Below are 20693 nucleotides of genomic sequence, written 5' to 3' on the forward strand. Positions count from 1 at the left end.
AAAGGAGCTAAGTTTTTAAACTTGGCTCTTTTTGTTTTATACCATTTATCAATCCTGAAATACTTCTTCTAAAATGAGTTTAAACCCTGGCAAAATCGGTGTAGTTACCTCTTCGCCTTCTGTGAGCAGTTTTGTTGATTGAAATTTACCCTGATCATCTAAAATATACCTGAAAAAAGTTTTATACACAGGACTCACGATCCAGTATTCTTTAACGCCTGCTTCTTCATACACCTCATATTTGTTGATGAGTTCCTTTTTACAATTGCCCGGTGATAATATTTCGACCACAATATCCGGTGCGCCAATGCAACCACGTTTATCCAGCTTGTCCTGATCGCAAACCACTACAATATCTGGCTGTACCACAGTGAAAATTTCTTTGTCGCTTTTGGTTTTCTTGGCTAAACGAACGTCGAATGGCGCAGTATAAACATGACATGGTTTCCCTCTTAATATGCTATAGATGGGGCCAAAAATATTGGTTAAAACACCCTGATGGATACGTGAAGGAGTAGGGCTCATTTTGAAAATACGCCCTTTGATGATTTCCAGGCGCTCCTCAAATTCGAAACGCATATAATCAGCATAACTGTAATGAGCAGAAAAATCTACCTCATTAACCATTGTAATCGGAGGTAGCTCATCTTCAGTTGGATATGGTTTCATATTTTTCATATTGGCATTTAACCAAATATAATAAATATCTGATTTTCTCCCTAAAAATCGATTTTCAAACGTAGTCCGCCATTGGTAAGGTTAAGGTTTTCCTTTGAAAATGTTTTCATTGGCAACCTCAAAAATGGCTCAATGGCAATATTGTTCTTTTTGGATATTTTCTGCTTGTAACCTAAAGAGAAATTGTAGAAACCGATGTATTTATCAGGATCAATACTGTTTTCAGGCTGTGGCTCGGTCTTTTTTTCCTGAACAATAAATGTTTTCGAATCGGCATAACCATTTACAACCGGAGCAGCAAAACTTTGTACCTGATTAACAATATAGTTGTTCTGTTGCGAGTTGTTTAACACAGCCAGTGCCGAAACACCAACACCGGTATACAATTTATCGGTAATGTTATATTTCAATTCCAACGGAACATTAATACCCCGTACCTTTGCATCAACCGATTCGAGGTTACGGCCCGACAAAGTTTGAGGAGCGGAAGCACCTAACGACTCTGTGGTACTGATAGAAGCATAAGAAACGCCAGAACTTATGGATAATTTATTGGCAATGGCATAAGACAAAGAAAAGCCATAATTCATATTTACCTTATTATCATTACCCATTGCAGGGGCAACATATACATCAGGTTTCCATTTAGAATTTTCGTTGGTTTTAGCGCTGGGTTTTAGCTGATTTGCGCGGCTATCCTGTGCCAAAAGTTCTTCGAATGTTATTTTCTCCCTCGTTGAAGGCTTTTTCTTTTCAGTTAAAATTTCGAAATTTTTAGAGCTATAAGTAGAAATATTGTTGCCCGCCAATTTATTGTCAAGCAGGTTAGGATTTACAGGGCTTAAATCTGCTGAAGAACTTGTAAGAGTATATTCCCGGTTTTGTTCGATAAATACAGGATTAGCTTTATTGGTTAATGGGGTAGAGCTATTGGTGTTAACAGGAGTATTATTTACTGCAATTGTAGCATTATTTAAATGATCAGCAGGAGAAATGTTCGTTTTTGGTGCTATTGTAATATTTGCATGAACATCAGCAGGTAAGTTTTGTTGTGTTTTTGCTTTGTTTACGGCAACATTAACTTTCTGGTTTTTGTTATTTGTAGCCAAAAATACACCTCCGAAAACTAAAATCAGGGCAGCAGCAGCCCACAGCGGCCAGTACGCAATCGTCCGCTTGGTATTTCCTTTTTCAGAAAAGCGCTCCCAGGCGCCATCAGGATATACTTCCTCATGGTTTTGGAGTTGTGTGGCAATATGCTCAATTAATTCCTTATCCATTTTTCTCGTATGAATTGACCATCGTATTTAAATAAAGGGTACGTAACTTATTTTTAGAACGGGTTAAATAAACACGACTCGAACTTTCGGGTATATTCAGCATTTTCGATATCTCATCGTGTGCAAAGCCCTCAATTTCATATAAGTTAAATACCAGTCGCTGTGTATCTGGTAGGTGATTTAATAAATTTAAAATATCATTAACATGGAGATCAGAAGCAACCGAAACCTGTGTAACCGGATGTTCGCTTTCTGCAAGGTCATCAACATAAAACTGTGCTTTCGAACTCCGTATTTTATCTATTGCTGTTCTCGAGGCGATCTGCGCAATCCAGCCCTTGAACGATCGTTGCAATTCTTCCGGATTTTTTGGGGCCTTAAATCCTCCAACATGCTTAAAAATCTTGATAAAACTATCATTTACAAGCTCTTCACTGTCTGAAGGATTCTTGGTATACCTTAAAATAATGCCCATTAAATAGCCATAAAATGATTTATACATCATTTCTTTACAGCTATTGTCGTTTTTTACACAGCCTTTTAAAATTTCCTCAAAACTGAGTATTTTTTTTGTCACCCTTGTAAAGGACTATTTATTAAAGTTTTATCATGGTTGATTAGCTTGCAAATTTAAGAAAATAACACCACCCAAATTTTTGAGTGGTGTCAATTTTCATTATCACAGGTAGAGTAATGTTTTATTTATTTGTCATAACCGATAAACCTAATCCCGTGCTGTCGGTTTTGCTGGTTAAACCTTTGGCCCAGATGGTGTAAATTTTTCCTTTTTCAATTTTAATAGAAGGTAAACTCACTTTAACTGTTCCGCTTTGCTTTAGTTGAAAGGTGTAACTATCGTTCGGAGCAATGTTGGTAAAAGTGGTAAATTCTTTAAATGCTTTTGCGGTAAATAAAGGGGCTTCTGTTCCGGCAACCGCTAAATCGTAAGTTGCAGTGCCAGGGCTTAAGTTCACAAAACGCACTTTCGCCTTATCTGCATCAGGTGCTTTTAAATCATCTTCGAGGATTAAAAGTTTGGTCGATTTTAAAGTATCAACAACAAATACCGAATAGAAAAAACCTGGTTTTAAGGCAGTGGTAGCATTGGTTAAATATTTTAAAGTGTCTTTTTTAGCCACACCAACCAATCTTGTGCCGGGATAGGCCGCATAGTATCCAAGGTCTTTGGTGTAGGTAAAGCTATTGATTTTTTGGTTATCCAGGATAAAATCCAAAGCGCCGGTGCCGGGTGATGCATGTACAAAACCAATACCTGCAGCTTCTATCGGATCTCCGCTATAGTCTTTTTTACAGGCCGTTATAGTTAAGGTAATCGCAAATAGAGAGAGTATAATTTTTGCCGTAGTGCTAAAATTTTTCAAATTCGTTTTCATTTTAATGTTTAAATCAATTTTTATGAACAAAATTGGTTAATGGCCATTAACGCTTTTTTCTTGTAAAACGATTAACGGAATGAAAACGCTACAGGCACTATTATTTTTTATAAAAAAAAGCCACATGTTTTTAGCATGTGGCTCTTAAAATTGTTTTTAACTGAAAAACTACGCGTACATTTCTTCGCGGAGTTTAGCAACATCGCTATTATTAATGTACTCGTCGTAAGTCATTAGTTTATCTATGGTGCCTTTTGGCGTAATTTCGATAATACGGTTGGCAACCGTTTCTGTTAACTGGTGATCTCGCGAGGTAAATAGGATAGTACCTTTAAAATCCTTCATGCCGTTGTTTAATGCCTCAATGGATTCAAGATCAAGGTGGTTGGTAGGCTCGTCAAACATTAATAGATTGGCCTGTTGCAACATCATACGCGAGAACATACAACGCATTTTCTCGCCTCCTGAAAGCACTTTTACATTTTTAAGTACTTCTTCGCCTGAGAATAACATCCTGCCCAGGAAACTGCGCACAAATTGCTCATCTGCATCCGTACCCGAATATTCGCGTAACCAATCAACCAGGTTTTCATCTTTTCCTGCAAAATATTCCGAGTTATCGTTCGGGATATCGGCAGTACTGATGGTAACACCCCATTTAAATTCTCCTTTATGATCAGTGTCCCTACCGGTTAATACATCATAAAATGCAGCGGTGGCCAAACTGTTTTGTGATAAAACGGCAATTTTATCGCCTTTATTTACCATAAAGGTAACTTTATCAAATAAAACACCATCATTTCCGGATTTACCCAGAGCATCTACCTGTAAAATCTGGTCACCAGCCTCACGGCCCGTATTGTTAAAGATAATTGCAGGGTATTTTCTGCTTGATGCTTTAATTTCAGTAATATCGATCTTATCTAAAGCTTTTTTACGTGAGGTTGCCTGTTTCGATTTAGAGGCATTGGCACTAAAACGGCGGATAAATTCCTGTAACTCCTTCACTTTGTCTTCCATTTTCTTATTCTGGTCGCTGCGCTGTTTTAACGCTAACTGACTAGATTCGTACCAGAAAGTATAGTTACCGGTGTAAATGCTCATTTTGGCGAAGTCGATATCCACAATATGTGTACAAACCGCATCCAGAAAGTGCCTGTCGTGCGATACTACCAATACGATATTCTGGTAATCGGCCAAAAAGTTTTCCAGCCAGGCAATGGTTTCAATATCCAAATCGTTGGTAGGCTCATCCAGCAGTAAAATATCAGGATTGCCAAATAAAGCCTGTGCCAATAACACACGTACTTTTTGCGTGTTATCAAGCTCTTTCAGCAATTTATAGTGATTATCTTCTGTAATGCCCAGGTTGCTTAGCATGGTGGCTGCATTGCTTTCCATATTCCAGCCGTCCATTTCTGCAAAAAGATTTTCAAGCTCTCCGGCACGCTCGCCATCTTTCTCGGTAAAATCTTCTTTCATGTAAATGGCATCTTTCTCTTTCATAATGGCGTAAAGCTCTTTATGTCCGATCATTACCGTTTCCAATACCGAAAATTCATCAAATTCGTAGTGGTTCTGTTTTAAAACGGCCATTCTCTCGCCCGGCGTAAAAGCCACACTTCCTGAAGTTTGGCTTACCTCTCCCGATAAAATTTTAAGGAAAGTAGATTTACCTGCTCCGTTAGCCCCAATTACCCCATAGCAGTTGCCCTGGGTAAATTTTAAGTTAACATCTTCAAATAATGTGCGTTTGCCGTATCGTAATGATAAATTAGAAACTGAAATCATGCTGTAATTGAAATAAGGCGCAAAGATAGGGAAAAAGGTTGAGGGTAGGAAAGAAGTAGGGGTTCGATTGTTTCAATTGTTTCATTGTTGAAAGGTTTAAGGTTGGAAGTTCGATTGCTATATTGTTTGATTGTTCTATTGTTGGAAATAGATGATCAGTTAACCGATTTAAACAATTAACCGCTTTACCCTTGCTGAATACCTGCTATTGTAAAATAATTGATTCAACTACTTTTATCGTTATATTTTCATATTTTAGTGATACACACAAAATGAAATCAATATGAAAAAATTAACACTAGGCATCATGATGTCTTCAATTTCCGTCGTGGCTTACAGCCAAAGTTCACAGTATAAATATAAAGTAGACATTTATGGAGACACCATATTGGTTGATGAGCGCGATAATACCGTTGGAAAACAGAAAAAAGATTTTTTTGGCAATACCATAGTTGTTGATAAAGATGGTAAAACCATAGCCAAACAAAAGAAAGACTTTTTCGGCAACACTGTTTTAGAAAACGAAGGTGGAAAAACGGTAGCTACCCAGAAGAAAGATTTTTCAGGCAATACCGTACTGGAGATCGAAAGGGGGGAAAGCCTGGTACCTAAGCCTTTATATGGTTTAGTGCCGGGAGACGGGAAAAGCGAAGTTACTATTAAGCAGAAAACAGATATTAGTGGTAATACTGTGTTTGAGAATGATCGTGGTGAAACCTTATATGTTTTTAAAACGGATTTTTCGGGCAATATCATTATAGAAGATCGTGATGGAAAAACGATCGGGAAACAGAAAAAAGATTTTTTCGGCAATACCGTTGTCGTGGATGAACATGGTGATGTATTGGCGAAATATAAAAAAGATATCCATGGCAATACGGTGATAGAAGATGCCAGCGGTAAAAAAATCGGGCTTTTTAAAACCGATATTTTGGGAAGAAAATCTTATGTTCCGGAGTATTAAAAACGATTGCTCAATTCCCGCAGATCTCTGAATATCGGCGGGAACTTTCTGTTAAAAAACTTATTAGTCGCATGAGATACGATCTTTTCCCCGGTAATATAATAACAGGTACTATTTTTATATACCAATAGCTCCGTGCAGATCCGCGCATCCGTGGCGAAAAATGTTTAGAAAATTCCAATAAAAAACCTCCCGAATTTTACTTAGGGAGGTCTTGATCTTAGGTTTTTAGGTAATCCTTGGGTGTTTTGATCTTATTTGTAAAGATAGTTAATGGCAATTACGTCGTTTGCATTGAAGGTACGGTTACCACCATTCGAGCAAGCAAGCATAAATGAAGCAGCATCAGGATTTGAAGGGGTTCCCGGAATCCTAACTGCACCAACATTTGATTGACCTTCATTTCCTGCACCACTAGCACCACAGCTAAAAGCACGGTTCATGTAATCGGTGTGACGGAAACCAATGCAATGGCCAACTTCGTGTTGAAGAACAGAAGCTAAGTACAACAGGTTAGGGTTAGTGCCATAAGCTGCAGCATTGGTGTTCATTTTTACCTGGCTATAAGGTGCGCCTGATGAAGTAGGGAAGCCTGATGAGCCTAATGTAATAAAGCCACCGCTTGGACCTTCGTTAAAGCCAACAATGTCAATATTTCCTTTTGCACCAGCGCTTGCTCTTTGAAAAGTAAGGCGTAAACCCAATGAGTTGTACCTCGAAATCATCGTGTTTACCGCATCGCTATATACTTGTGGTAAATTGGTTACTGATACTGTAACTACGCGTGGTAAAGATTTTACAACGCTTGTGGTACGGTACTGCTCGGTTTCGGCAATATTTAAATTTGCACCTGTAGAAGGTTCAGTTAAGTTATCGTCTGTTAAAAGGATGTCGCCTTCTACCAGGTATCCTTCGTCTATCTTACGGATATTATCTGTACTAAAGCCTAATGATTTGATCTGTGATAATTTTTCTGCTGAAATATCAGTTTTGTTTTCTACTGCATTCTCTGTATTATTACTCTTACATGAGTATAGAGTTGTGAATAAAAGACATGCGGTAGCAATCGATAAAAATTGGGATGTTTTCATCTTGTTTAGGTTTGATTTTGTTTTAATTGAATAAGTTAGTTAATAATGTTTGTGGATTACCTAATAAATCCTAATTTAGGGAAGATAATCGATGTAGTCAAAATTTTATAATAAAATAATATTTGAAAGTCAATACTGTATTTTTAGTTATATGTTTTTGTCTGTCTGTAGTTTGTTTAAACGCGCAGATACAACCTGTAGGAATAGAAAAAAAGTTTGAAAAATATATTTCTAAATCTCCCGGTTTTACTAAAGTTGTAGCCGACCAGCCAGTTTTGGTCAGGTTTAACCATGTGCTAAATGCTTCAGAAATCAGGCTGTTAAATCCTAAGAAAAGACTTTCAGGAGATTACTTTATTGTGCAAAAATCTGCACTTTCAAACCTTTCCAATAGCATTGTAAATCAGGAACAGGCTAATGGCTTGTGGAAGGTTAGCGATAGACTAATGAATGTGCTGAATAAGACAGGTAAAAAGCGCGATCCTCTTGTAGTAAGATTAGTTTTTAAAAATATAGCTGAACAGCCCGGTTTGATTAAGGGTTTGCCCGTAAAATCAATAGATCGAGTCAATAATATTTACACCGTAGCTGTTTTGCCTGATGATTTAATTGCACTATTGGAACATGAGGATATTTTATACGCAGATGTTGTACCTGTTGCGAAAGAAGAATTGGTTATCAACGGCCTCGATCTTAGTTTAAACCAGATTTCGAATGCCCATACGCTTTTTCCCGGCATTGATGGCACAGGCATAAACCTTTCCTTTAAAGAAAAAATTTACGATCAGAACGATCTCGATCTATTGGGGAAAACTATTCCAGGTGCAGTTGTTGGAGGTACAGCAACCAGTCATGCCACTACCATGGGTACCCTGGCACTGGGTAGTGGTAATTCATTTATAAGAGGTCTGGGCGCTGCTCCTAAAGCCAAGCTGGCTTATTCTGATTTTGATAACCTGATGCCCGACCTGGCCAGTGATTTAGGCCGATTGCAGATCAGGATCCAGAATCATTCGTATGGTACCAGTATCGATAATGATTATGGAATAGAAGCTGCGGCCTATGATAAACAGATTTTTGAAAGCGATACCATAATCCATGTTTTTTCAGCGGGGAATATTGGTACATCTACACCTTCTGTTGGGCTTTATCAGGGAATAACAGCCAGGGCCAATTTAACCGGTAATTTTAAACAAGCCAAAAACTTATTGGTAATAGGGGGTATAAACAGGGAAAACATTTCTGAAAACCTGAGCAGTAAAGGTCCGGCCTATGATGGACGTGTAAAACCTGAACTTGTTGCGCTGGGTGAAGACGGAACTTCGGGTTCTGCAGCGATAACCAGCGGCTCAATCGCTTTGCTCGAACAGTTTTATTTGCAGAAATATAAAAAATCGCCGTCAGCAGCATTGATCAGGGCTGCTTTAATTAATTCAGCAGACGATTTGGGAACGCCGCAGGTTGATTTTGTGTATGGTTATGGCAGGTTAAATGTGACGCAGGCTTTAAAAACATTGGATGAAAACCGTGTGTCGGTATATCGTGTCGCCAAAAATCAGGACCTGATTGTGCCTTTAACTATTCCTGCTAATGTAGCCGGAGTAAAGCTTACCATTACCTGGAACGATCCGCCGGCAGCGGTAAACGCAGCGCAAAGTTTGGTTAATGGATTGGACTTAAGCCTCGAAAATCCATCGGGGAATTTAACGCTTCCATGGGTGTTAAGCAGTTATCCTAATTTAGATTCACTTTCAAAACCCGCTGTACGTAAGGTTGACCAGATTAACACGGTTCAGCAGGTTACGCTCGATAATCCTGCTGCCGGAATTTACAATGTTCATATTAAAGGTAACCGGATTTCGCAGGGAAGCGATCAGGCTTTTGCACTGGCTTATCATTATACATTAAAGAATACTTTTTCTTTCATCAGTCCTGATCAGAATGGCTATTTTTTTGCCAATGAGGATAATTATATCCGCTGGGAGAATACTTATCCGGCCACAAACGGAAATTTATCGGTGAGCTACAATGACGGAGCAACATGGGAGGCCATCAGCCAAAATGTAGACCTTGCCAAAGGTTTTTACAGGTGGAGTGGCCCAGACCGCTTTTCAAAAGCCATGATCAAGATGGAAGTTGCCGGCAATACGATATTAAGCCAGTCTTTTGTGATTTCGAGCCCCAGAACAGTTAAAGTTGGTTATGTGTGTAATGATGGGGTTGTGTTGAACTGGAATCCCCAGCCAGGTGCCAAAGATTATACGGTTTATAATATTGTAAATAATGTATTAGCGCCTGTATTAACATTAACCGATACCATTACCAAAATCGATATCGGTAAAATTGCCAGTAAATACTTTGCTGTGGCTGCCAATGGCACTGGTTTTACAGGCTTAAAAAGTTACACCATCGATTATACCCAACAGGGAGTGGCCTGTTACGTGAGGAGTTTATTTGCTTCATTAGCCGATGATGATAAAATAAGGGTAGATTTAAGCATTGGCAGTACTTTGGACCTGAAAAATATCATCTGGGAAAAACAAACGGGTGTGAATACCTTTAGTGTTTTACAACAGACTAAACCGGTTACCAATCAGCTCGATTATTTCATTTTCGATGATAAACCAAAAGAAGGTATCCAATTTTACCGCGTAACCTTCGAAACGGCTAACGGACAGGTACATAGCGACCTTGTTTCGGTAGTATTTCTTAAGGGAGATCAGTTTTCTGTTTATCCAAATCCGGTAAGTGATTATTTAACCGTTCTGAGTGGATCCTTTGAAGATTATAGCCTGTCTATCTTTAATATACTTGGACAAAAAGTTTTTGAAGAAAAAGCTACAAGTTCGAATAAATTTGCCCTTAATGCACTGTCTACAGGAGTATATATAGGAGTTATTGTTAAAAACGGCCAGCAATTAAAGAAATTTAAGCTGATAAAAAAGAAGCTGTAATTTCTCTTGATGTCGTCATCTCGAGCGAAGTACAACGTAGTGGAGAGATCTGTCTCGGGATCGATCTCTCCACTGCGGAGATGACGGCGCTTTCTGCGTAAATCTGCGTGACCAGTAGGAACGGTTGCTCATCTTTTTCTCCCGCAGATTTAAGATGATCAACGCAGAGATTGGTTTGACAAGTATGAATTTATTCTGGGTAAATCTGCATAATCAGCGGGAAGCAGATTGGAATGTTTCTAACGTAAATGTATAAATTCCCATTTTCTTTGTATTTTTCAGCTAATGCGGTCAGTTATTTAAACCAATCCCTTATAAATGAAAAAAATCATACTATTTTCCAGTTGTGCACTACTTTTCTTTGGTTCCTGTAAACAAGGTGCTAAGAGTGAGGGTGCTGGTGCCGATTCTTTAGCAAAAAAAGCCATTAACGATTCGAGTTTAACACAATATTTATCAGTTATTGCAGCCGATAGCCTGGAGGGAAGAAAACCATTTACCAATGGCGAAACCAAAACCATCAACTATTTAAAAACACAGTTCGAAAAATTGGGTTTGGAACCCGGTAATGGCAACAGTTTCTTTCAGGAAGTACCCATGGTCGAAATTAAATCGGTACCTGAAGATAAAATGGTGCTGACGGGAAAAACAGCTTCGCTAACCTTAAATTATTTAACTGATTTTGTTGCTGGTACCAGAAGGGTACAAAACGAAGTCAGCATTAGTAATTCGCCACTGGTTTTTGCCGGCTATGGCATTGTAGCACCCGAATATGGCTGGAACGATTATGCCAATCTGGATGTCAAAGGAAAAACCGTCGTGGTATTGATCAACGATCCGGGTTTTGCAGATTCTACTTTGTTTAAAGGCAAAAACATGACTTATTATGGCCGCTGGACTTATAAGTTTGAAGAAGCTGCCCGGCAGGGTGCAACGGGAATTATCATTGTGCACGATACCGAACCTGCAGCTTACCCCTGGACGGTGGTACGCAGTGGCTGGTCGAAATCGAAACTTACCCTGCAAAGTGAAGACAATGGCATGAACCGGGCTGTGGTAGAAGGGTGGATTACTTTGGATAAAGCCAAAGCACTTTTTGCAATGGATGGAAAATCTTTTGATCAACTGGCTTTAAGTGCCCGCAAAAAAGGTTTTAAAGCTGTAGATTTAAATATTACCACATCGTTAAAGGTTAAAAACACCATCAAAAAATCGGTTACCTATAATGTATTGGCAAAAATACCCGGTGATAAACGTAAAGATGAGGCCATCATTTATTCGGCCCACTGGGATCATTTAGGTGTGGGTGAAAAAATACAGGGCGATTCAATCTACAATGGCGCGGTTGATAACGCCACCGGAGTTGCTGCTTTGTTCGAAATTGCCTCAGCATTTAAAAAGTTACCCAAAGCTCCTGGTCGCACCATTTTGTTTATTTCTTACACGGCAGAAGAGCAGGGTTTGCTGGGATCAGAGTTTTATGCCAAACATCCTGCTTTTCCTTTAGCTAAAACTGTAGCCAACATCAACATGGATATGATGGGTATTGCGGGTAAAACAAAAGATATTGTGGTATACGGTTTTGGCCAATCTGAACTGGAAGATTATGCTGCAGAATCTGCCAAAAAGCAAGGACGGGTAATTGTACCGGATCCGGTTCCATCATCAGGTTTATATTATCGTTCTGATCATTTTAACCTGGCAAAAGTAGGTGTGCCGTCCTTATTTACCGGCTCGGGTGTAGATAACATCAAAAATGGCAGAGCATGGGGATTAAACCAGGTAGCTGATTTTACCAAATTCCGTTATCATTCACCACAGGATAATTTCGATGCCAAAACCTGGGATTTATCAGGCATTATCGAAGATGTGCGTATGCTTTTTGATATGGGTTACCGCATCAGTAACGAAGATTCGTTCCCGAAATGGAAAGAAGAATCCGAATTTAAAGCCATCAGAGAAAAGAAATAAAACAAAAAGCGTCCCGATTTATAACCGGGACGCTCCTTGAAAAAAAGTCATTTATTAAGTTTTTTCCTTTCGGATACTTAATTAAAAGTAGAACTGAACACCTAATCTTGGTGCAAAAGTATCAGCGTTTAAGCCAAAAGTATTGGTTTTAACTTTAGCGCCAGTTGCTTCAGATTTAACGCTATAGTTGTCGTAGCTTAAACCTTTAACAGAAAGTTCGATACCGATTTTTTTGGTTGGGAAGAAAGCAAAACCTGGAGCAAGTTCTACACCAATGTTAGTTGTAGTACCCACTTTAACTGCGTTATCGCCGTTTACATCAGTAGCTTTTAAAGTACCGAAAGCCAAAGGCACAGATAATTGTCCGAAGAATTTAAATTGATCTGATAAACCAACATAGTAACGACCAAATGGAGCAACTTTAAATGCACCATTCTGGGTTCTGCTGCTTACTTTTTTATCGTACTCGTAACCAACACCAGTACCAATTGCAAAATTATTGCTGATAAAATATCCAACACTCGGTAATACGCTAAAGTTGAAATCTGCTTTTGGAGCGCCATCAACTTTTGTAGAGTTTACACCTACATTACCACCTAACATAAAATTTCCTTTTTCAGTTTGTGCTTTTGCACCATAAACTAAACCTGCTACTGCTACTAAAGATAATAATAGTTTTTTCATCTTTTTTATTATTTATTTGTTATTAAAATATAGTCAATTTTTACTATTTTAATGTCTGACTATATTCGCCTAAAAGTCAACACTTGTGCCAAAAAACATTGTCTACGTCATCAAAAAATCAGTTTTTGGCTAACTCGTTCGCTCACAAACTGATGTAAATTTAATGTTAAGTCAATATTATTTTCGTGTGACTGAAAATCAATCGATCGATTAATTTTTTAGGCATGACAAATTGACAATCTGACTTTTTTTGTATAAATGTCAGATTTTTAGGTAGCAGAAATGGCAGGGTTTTGTTAAACCGTCTCTTAAATTTTAGTTAAACCTTACATGCCGAAATCAGGTTTTCTATTTTCTTTTGGATAATGCCAATGGTTCTTTCGTCGTTAAGGTTTCCATCATCATCAAATTTATTTTGGGCCTGCGCTATCAACACCTCGGGTTGTAATACCGGATTCATATTCAAGAAGGTGAAAACAGGTAAAAAAGCAGTTTGCATCCTAACGGTTCCCCACTGGCCTTGCGTTGCGCCCATTACGGCTACCGGTTTATGCATTAATGGCGAATCTTTTCCACGGCTGGCCCAGTCGATAGCATTTTTCAGTCCGCCGGGAATAGAATAGTTATATTCGGGAGAAGCAATAATAAAAGCGTCGGCAGCGGCCAAAGCATCCCTAAATCTGACTACACTTGCAGGCCGTTCTTCTGTTTCAGGTAAATCATGGTCTGCATTATAAACCGGGATGTCATCATAATCTACAATTTCAAATTCGATTCCTTCAGGGATTAAACTACCTGCAATTTTGAGCAACATCGCATTATAAGAGCCTTTTCTAAGGCTTCCGCACAAACCAACAATTTTTCTGTTCTTTTCCATAGCTATAAAACGGTAACATGATAAAAATGTTTGGCTTTTGCAAGGACAACAAGTACAGTTTAAAAATTTATTATCGTTATTTTTGAGCTATAAGCTATCCGTTATGACCGAAAATACATCTACCACTTCCATTATTGAAAAAACCGTTTTCCCGATACTTTTTGCCTTAAGTTTTTCACACCTTTTAAATGATACCATACAATCTTTAATTCCCGCTATTTACCCGATTATTAAAACCAGTTATCATTTAAGTTTTTCGCAAATTGGTTTAATTACACTAACTTTTCAGTTGGCGGCTTCCTTATTACAGCCATTTGTGGGTTTGTATACGGACAAAAAGCCCCAGCCATATTCGCTGGCAATAGGCATGGGTTTTACGCTGATCGGTTTGATTTCGCTCTCACAATCGGCACATTTTTATACCATGCTGCTTTCGGTTGCTTTTATTGGCATTGGTTCTTCTATTTTTCACCCCGAAGCCTCGAGGATGGCACACGCTGCATCGGGCGGAAAGAGAGGGCTGGCCCAGTCTGTTTTTCAGTTGGGCGGCAATGCCGGAAGTTCTTTAGGACCGTTGCTCGCCGCCTGGATCATTGTTCCCTACGGACAGTTCAGCGTAATCTGGTTTTCGGTTATTGCACTCCTGGCGATTATTATTTTAACTTATGTAGGTAACTGGTACAAAGGCTTTATGCTTTCGAGGAGCAAAAAAGCAAATATTCAAACGGTTGTAAATCAATTTTCGAGGGGTAAAGTAATCTTTTCAGTATGTATTTTATTATTGTTAATCTTCTCCAAATATTTCTATATGGCGAGTTTAACCAACTATTTTACCTTTTATCTGATTGATAAATTCCATGTTTCGGTGCAAACTTCGCAGATTTATTTATTTGTGTTTTTATTTTCTGTAGCAGCAGGTACGCTATTGGGCGGCCCTATTGGTGATAAAATAGGCCGGAAATATGTAATATGGGCGTCGATATTGGGTACAGCACCTTTTGCGTTATTGTTACCTCACGCGAGCTTGTTCTGGATTGGTGTACTGATTGTGCCCATCGGGATGATTTTGGCATCAGCGTTTTCAGCGATTTTGGTTTATGCACAGGAGCTGATCCCGGGTAAGGTAGGTTTGGTTGCAGGTTTATTTTTTGGATTTGCCTTTGGCATGGGCGGTATCGGATCGGCATTATTGGGGAAACTGGCCGATTCTACGAGTATAGAATATGTATTTAATGTTTGTGCATTTCTGCCTTTGATTGGTTTGTTGACAGGTTTTCTGCCTAATATTGAAACAAAGAAGAAATAAAAAAAGCCCATCCTCTTTTATAAAGGATGGGCTAAAATTTTAAATTGAGGGGTTAAAAAAGGATATAAATCTTAAAACCAAGGTTATTGATAAAACCCTGACTGCTTAAATTGAAGGAAGTAGATTCGCTTTTAGTAAAAAAGTTATTGGCATTGACTTCATTTTGCTCTGTTTTGGTGTAAATAATATCTGCCGATAATAAACTGGTTTCGAAGGCAAATCTTTTAGAAACAAACCAGGTAATACCGCCATAAGCACCAACGGCATATTGGTTACTGGTATAATCTAATACTTGGGAATTAGTATTGTTAAATGAGGTATTATTTTTCGAGTATGCATAACCCGCTTTTCCACCGGCATAAGCATATAAAGTTTTTACAAGAGGAAAATAGTGCTGATAGCTTAAGTTTCCACCATAGCTTTTTTGCTCCTGATTATTGCCGTTTGTATTCCCGCTAGAATAAGTGTTTTTACTTAGGCCATAAGTTAGGTCTAATCCAATCTTATTGTTATCCTTAAAAAAATACCCATAACCTAGCGTAAAAGTGTTACTTTTTACCTTGTTTTCGTAGTTGTTTCCGGATAGTTTGTTTGTGTTTGAGTTTACGCCAAAGCTTAATGCATTTGTTCCTTTTGTTTGCGCATTAGCAGTCATCGCAATAGCCCATACGGCTACGAGCGTTAATAGTTGTTTTTTCATGTTCATTTATGTTTTTGTGTGTTCAATAATAAAATAAAAATTTGGGAATAACTACTTTTTTAGTTGATTTATGTTTAAACCATTGAAGATCAGTAGATAAAAATCTAGACTAAACGTTAGCATACATTTTAATGCTTATTCGATTGATAATTATTGGCAATTGAGTCTTTCAATAAAGTAATAGGTATCCAACGCGTCTTCTGATTTTCGGTCATCGTTTTCGTTAATGATCGATTTTACTTTGCCATCACTTTTTTGAGAGCCGGCGTTATTGTACTCGAACCTGATGTTTCCAATTGACTTAATTTTTCCATCTTCCGATTTAAAAACGGAATTATAATATTCAATTCTAATATCACCAATGGCTTTAATTTTTCCATCCTCAGAAGGGAATACACTGTTGTAATATTCTACCCTTGTATCGCCAATTGATTTTACTTTACCATCTTCTGATTTAAAAACCGAATTATAATATTCAATTCTAGTATTATCTATTGTTTTTATTTTTCCATCTTCGGATGGGAATACGCTGCTGTAATATTCTATTTTACCACGAAAGCGCTGAGCATATGCCTGGTTTGATAAACTTAAAAGTAATATTAAGATTATGCTGGTTAAGCTTAATATTTTGGTAAATATATTTTTCATTTTATGAGCTGTTAAAAGTGATAATTAAAAGTAAATGTTGGGGTAAAGTTTTGCAGTGCTAACCTCAGGTTATTGGTTTTATCATAATTGTAAAGCGATTCTGCAGCATAATAATTTTGATGAAAGAAAGATACCACCGGTAATGAAAACTCTAAAGCCGCATGTTTAGATATGAAATAACTAAAACCAGGACTTATACTTGCACCCCATCCTTTTATTTTGGCATCGGTACGGATCAGATAACCTTCTTCATCAATCCTGTTAAAAGTATTGATCTGCAGCAATAGGTTAGCTTGCATAAAAAACTTAAAACGATCTTTAATATCCACATATTTACGAACGAAAGGGGAGATGCCAAAACTAAATTCTTTTACTCCCCGCTGTTCTTCGTAATATCCGTATTCATCATTCCATGCGATATAACTTTCGCCACGGAGTTTTGAAAGATTTAAAGGAATTTCCAAGCCTATGGCAAAATTGTTGGCAAGAAAATAGCCCCCTCTTGGCGTTAAGGTAAATGTGTTTAAGCTGGGTGATGAATTGTTTTGTTTAGAGGTTCCAAAACTCACGCTTCCGCCTACAAAGCCGGAACCTTTTTCAGTTTGGGCATAGCTGCGCCAACTAACGGCGCACAGAAGCGCCATAATGATTAATTTAGGTTTCATTTTATTTGTGTTTTTGTGTGTAATCAATAATAATCATTATTGAATTAAAAAACAAGAAAATGAACTAGCATGTTAGTTACGTAAATAAAGTATTTTGTAAGTGGATTATAAATCCACAGTTCGGGGATCCGAATTACAAATCCAGACTAACTTGAGCGGTCATTTCGAGCGGAGTACAACGCAGCCGGGAACCACGAAGTGCTCAGCGAAGCTAAATCTATCTCGCGGCAGATCTCTCTCCCGAATATTCGTAACGTTTCAGTCGAGATAACGACCATTTGTAGATGGATTAAACAAAAAAATCCCATCCCGGTATAATCGGGATGGGATTTAATTTAAGTGTTATGTTTTAATCCGCTTTTTGGTTCAGGAACACAAAATTGTGGTCGAACATATCCAGCTTAATTTTGCTGTCTTTATCTATCTTACCCGCCAATATCTCTTTCGACAGTTCGTTTAAGATTCTTTTTTGGATAACCCTTTTTAGCGGTCTCGCGCCAAACTGTGGATCGTAACCCAATTGTGCCAACCAATCTAAAGCTTCGTCGCTGGCTTCCATTTCTATGCCCATTTCGGCCAGGGTTTGCTGTACATGTTTAAACTGCAAGCTCACAATGTTTCTGATTTCGCTGCGGTTTAACGGGGTAAACATAATCAGCTCATCAATCCTGTTTAAAAACTCCGGACGGATGGTTTGTTTTAACACCTCGAACAATTCGTTTTTGGTTTTAGCAATTACTTCGTCGCGGTTTTCATCGCTTAAATTTTTAAAATTATCCTGAATCAAATGCGCTCCGATGTTTGATGTCATGATGATGATGGTATTTTTAAAATTCACCGTCCTGCCTTTATTATCGGTTAAACGGCCATCATCCAACACCTGTAACAGGATATTAAATACATCCGGATGTGCTTTTTCAATCTCATCAAGCAATACCACCGAATAGGGTTTGCGCCTAACGGCTTCTGTTAACTGTCCGCCTTCATCGTAACCTACATATCCCGGAGGCGCTCCAATCAATCGCGATACGGCGTGGCGTTCCTGGTATTCGCTCATATCAATACGGGTTAAAGCATTTTCATCGTTGAACAGAAATTCTGCTAAAGCCTTTGCCAATTCGGTTTTACCCACTCCGGTTGTACCTAAAAAGATGAAAGAGCCAATTGGTTTGCGTTTATCCTGCAAACCTGCACGAGAGCGACGGATGGCGTCAGAAATGGCTTCAATTGCTTCATCCTGTCCGGCAACACGCTGGTGTAGTTCTTCTTCTAAATGAAGCAGCTTTTCACGTTCACTGGCAATCAGTTTGGTAACCGGAATGCCTGTCCAACGGCCCACCACACCTGCAATATCATCGGCCGTAACTTCCTCTTTAAGCATTCGGCTATCGGTCTGCTGACTTTCAAGATCGGCTTTAAGTTTTTCCACTTTATCCTGAGCTTCTTTAATTTTTCCGTAACGGATTTCAGCAACTTTGCCATAATCTCCGGCACGTTCAGCCTGTTCGGCCTCTAATTTATAATGCTCAATCTGCTCTAATTCATTGTTAACTGCATCTACCAGGTCTTTTTCACCCTGCCATTTCGCTTTAAATTCGTCGCGCTCTGCCGATAAATTGGCAATTTCTTCCGAAAGTTCTTTAACTTTTCTATCGTCTTTTTCACGTTTAATGGCTTCGCGTTCAATTTCCAAACGCATAATCTCGCGGTCTAAAGCATCAACATGTTCTGGTACACTGTCCATTTCCATGCGTAATTTCGATGCAGCCTCATCCATTAAATCGATGGCTTTATCCGGTAAAAAACGATCAGAAATATACCGCTGACTCATTTCTACAGCTGCAATGATGGCTTCGTCTTTAATCCGCACTTTGTGGTGGGTTTCGTAACGCTCTTTTAATCCGCGGAGGATCGAAATCGCATCCTGGGTATCAGGTTCTTCAACCATCACCTTCTGGAAACGGCGCTCCAAGGCTTTATCTTTTTCAAGGTATTTCTGGTATTCATCCAAAGTAGTTGCGCCAATAGCACGTAATTCTCCACGGGCCAGGGCAGGTTTTAAGATGTTTGCGGCATCCATTGCGCCTTCGCCACCACCGGCACCCACCAAAGTATGGATCTCATCAATAAACAGGATAATATCCCCATCACTTTGTGTAACCTCTTTAACTACAGCTTTTAAACGCTCTTCGAATTCGCCTTTGTATTTTGCACCTGCAATTAATGCACCCATATCAAGCGAGTACACCACTTTACTTTTCAGGTTTTCGGGCACGTCGCCTTTAATAATCCTGAAAGCAATACCTTCTGCAATAGCCGTTTTACCCACACCAGGCTCACCGATCAAAATCGGGTTGTTCTTGGTTCTGCGCGATAAAATCTGAATCACGCGGCGGATTTCCTCATCACGGCCGATTACCGGATCCAGTTTTCCGCTCTCGGCATACTCGTTCAGGTTACGGGCATATTTGCTTAAAGCCTGGTAAGTTGCTTCGGCATTCTGATCGGTTACGCGGTTATCGCCACGTAACTCTGTAATGGCTTTTTTAAGGTCCTTTTCATTAACACCCTGTTCTTTTAGTAATTTCGCAGTGCTATCATTAACGGCTAATATGCCCAATAACAAATGTTCTACGGATACAAATTCATCTTTAAATTCTTTTAAAAATGTTTGCGCTTTCTGTAAAACGCTATTGGCATTTGATGACAGATAGACATTGCTTCCGCTCACTTTCGGGAATTTGGCAATCTCTGCATCTAAGTTTTGATTTAGTGTATTCAGGTTAACGTTCAGTTTCTTTAAAACATAAGAAACCACGTTTTCATCAACAGTAAGCAAACCTTTAAGCAGGTGTGCCGTTTCAATAGCCTGTTGCTGATTGCCTTGGGCTATTTCAGAAGCCTGTTGAACTGCTTCCTGGGCTTTTATGGTAAAATTGTTGAAGTTCATATTCCCTTTTAAGTCAAAACAAATGCCACTGTTATTTTGATTTTAGAATCGGAAATTTTGTCGGTAAGATTTTATTTTTAATGACTAAATTACTGATTTATAGTATTTTGTGCTGAAAATTTGTCGTGTCGTAAGTGTTGAGCCTCTCAGGTTTTCGAAACGTGCGGGGTTTGTATTGATAATTGGTAACTGTTAACTGATTAGGGCGTTACCCTTTCCCGATGAAAAATCGGGAAAGGGTCAGGCTTTTCAGGGCTGCGCTTCGCTCCGGTACCGATGAAGGATCGGTACTGAACCCTTACAATCCCTAACGCGGGAGTATCGCAAGTAGACCTCGCAGGTTTAAAAATAAATCCATCCTCTCGACTGAAGCACAGCGAAATGCCTGCCCGTACAGGCGGGGAGAGATCTATCTCGATAGATTTCCTTATTTAGGTAGACCTCGCAGGTTTTTGAAACCTGCGAGGTCTGGACAGTGGCATCTGAATTATTTCCTAACTTTTTGCTCAATAACATACTGACCAGCCGCTAAATCTATTTTTTTACTACCAGGTTTACCATTAACAGAAATACTTGAGACGGAATTTACCGGTAAACTAATGCTGGCAGTAGAGTTGGCCGGAATGGTAATATCGTTTTAGCTAACGCTCGTTTCTAACGAGCGTTGAATAATTTATCGTTTCAAACGATAGAATCGTTTCGCTATTTATGCGCTCGTTTGGAAACGAGCGCAAGCATTT

Annotated in this window: 16 protein-coding genes; 4 read left to right on the plus strand and 12 right to left on the minus strand. The window is 38.8% G+C overall.

Annotated features, from left to right (window positions below):
• Nucleotides 1–48 precede the first annotated feature (48 nt).
• The 5 genes from DRW42_RS24270 to DRW42_RS24290 form a co-directional block, all read right to left on the minus strand.
• Nucleotides 49–678, minus strand: a complete 630-nt coding sequence (locus DRW42_RS24270) for a Uma2 family endonuclease (RefSeq protein ID WP_113951463.1) — start codon at nt 676–678, stop codon at nt 49–51.
• A 41-nt stretch (nt 679–719) separates the two neighbouring features.
• Entirely contained in the window at nt 720–1958 is a 1239-nt protein-coding gene (locus DRW42_RS24275; RefSeq protein ID WP_113951464.1) for a hypothetical protein, read from the minus strand.
• A complete protein-coding gene (locus DRW42_RS24280) occupies nt 1951–2535 on the minus strand; it encodes an RNA polymerase sigma factor (protein ID WP_113951465.1) in 585 nt (194 codons plus the stop codon). The genes DRW42_RS24275 and DRW42_RS24280 overlap by 8 nt, the downstream gene beginning before the upstream one ends.
• A 121-nt stretch (nt 2536–2656) precedes the next feature.
• Complete coding sequence (locus tag DRW42_RS24285; RefSeq protein ID WP_147243801.1) at nt 2657–3352, minus strand: DUF4397 domain-containing protein; 696 nt, start codon at nt 3350–3352, stop codon at nt 2657–2659.
• Between the two features lie 168 nt (nt 3353–3520).
• The gene (locus DRW42_RS24290) at nt 3521–5143 is read right to left on the minus strand and encodes an ABC-F family ATP-binding cassette domain-containing protein (protein ID WP_113951467.1); all 1623 of its coding nucleotides are present in this window, start codon (nt 5141–5143) and stop codon (nt 3521–3523) included.
• 283 nt (nt 5144–5426) lie between these two features.
• Between DRW42_RS24290 and DRW42_RS24295 the strand changes: the two genes are divergently transcribed.
• Nucleotides 5427–6107, plus strand: coding sequence for a hypothetical protein (locus tag DRW42_RS24295; RefSeq protein ID WP_113951468.1), 681 nt, complete (start codon nt 5427–5429; stop codon nt 6105–6107).
• A 254-nt stretch (nt 6108–6361) separates the two neighbouring features.
• On the opposite strand, the gene DRW42_RS24300 is transcribed toward DRW42_RS24295, so the two are convergent.
• Entirely contained in the window at nt 6362–7198 is an 837-nt protein-coding gene (locus DRW42_RS24300; RefSeq protein WP_113951469.1) for a M57 family metalloprotease, read from the minus strand.
• Between the two features lie 122 nt (nt 7199–7320).
• Between DRW42_RS24300 and DRW42_RS24305 the strand changes: the two genes are divergently transcribed.
• Both DRW42_RS24305 and DRW42_RS24310 read left to right on the plus strand, forming a co-directional pair.
• Complete coding sequence (locus tag DRW42_RS24305) at nt 7321–10152, plus strand: S8 family serine peptidase (RefSeq protein WP_113951470.1); 2832 nt, start codon at nt 7321–7323, stop codon at nt 10150–10152.
• A 318-nt stretch (nt 10153–10470) separates the two neighbouring features.
• Nucleotides 10471–12123 (plus strand): M28 family metallopeptidase, encoded by a 1653-nt coding sequence (locus DRW42_RS24310; RefSeq protein WP_113951471.1) that lies wholly within the window; start codon nt 10471–10473, stop codon nt 12121–12123.
• An 81-nt stretch (nt 12124–12204) separates the two neighbouring features.
• Here DRW42_RS24310 and DRW42_RS24315 read toward each other — a convergent pair whose 3' ends face one another.
• Both DRW42_RS24315 and DRW42_RS24320 read right to left on the minus strand, forming a co-directional pair.
• Nucleotides 12205–12807 (minus strand): outer membrane beta-barrel protein, encoded by a 603-nt coding sequence (locus DRW42_RS24315; RefSeq protein ID WP_113951472.1) that lies wholly within the window; start codon nt 12805–12807, stop codon nt 12205–12207.
• Nucleotides 12808–13126: 319 nt separating this feature from the next.
• Nucleotides 13127–13684 carry an NADPH-dependent FMN reductase gene (locus DRW42_RS24320; RefSeq protein WP_113951473.1) on the minus strand — a complete coding sequence of 186 codons (558 nt, stop codon included), beginning with the start codon at nt 13682–13684 and terminating at the stop codon, nt 13127–13129.
• Nucleotides 13685–13787: 103 nt separating this feature from the next.
• On the opposite strand from DRW42_RS24320, the gene DRW42_RS24325 reads away from it, so the two are divergent.
• Complete coding sequence (locus DRW42_RS24325; RefSeq protein WP_113951474.1) at nt 13788–14990, plus strand: MFS transporter; 1203 nt, start codon at nt 13788–13790, stop codon at nt 14988–14990.
• A 52-nt stretch (nt 14991–15042) separates the two neighbouring features.
• Here the strand turns inward: DRW42_RS24325 and DRW42_RS24330 are convergent, their stop codons facing one another.
• The 4 genes from DRW42_RS24330 to clpB form a co-directional block, all read right to left on the minus strand.
• The gene (locus DRW42_RS24330) at nt 15043–15690 is read right to left on the minus strand and encodes a porin family protein (protein WP_158544391.1); all 648 of its coding nucleotides are present in this window, start codon (nt 15688–15690) and stop codon (nt 15043–15045) included.
• A gap of 150 nt (nt 15691–15840) precedes the next feature.
• Nucleotides 15841–16338: a hypothetical protein gene (locus DRW42_RS24335; RefSeq protein WP_113951476.1), complete on the minus strand. Its 498-nt coding sequence runs from the start codon at nt 16336–16338 to the stop codon at nt 15841–15843.
• An 11-nt stretch (nt 16339–16349) separates the two neighbouring features.
• Nucleotides 16350–17003, minus strand: coding sequence for an outer membrane beta-barrel protein (locus DRW42_RS24340; protein ID WP_147243802.1), 654 nt, complete (start codon nt 17001–17003; stop codon nt 16350–16352).
• Nucleotides 17004–17352: 349 nt separating this feature from the next.
• Nucleotides 17353–19953, minus strand: a complete 2601-nt coding sequence (gene clpB / locus DRW42_RS24345) for an ATP-dependent chaperone ClpB (RefSeq protein WP_113951478.1) — start codon at nt 19951–19953, stop codon at nt 17353–17355.
• Nucleotides 19954–20693 lie beyond the last annotated feature (740 nt).

Source organism: Pedobacter miscanthi (assembly GCF_003315595.1).
Lineage (GTDB): Bacteria > Bacteroidota > Bacteroidia > Sphingobacteriales > Sphingobacteriaceae > Pedobacter > Pedobacter miscanthi.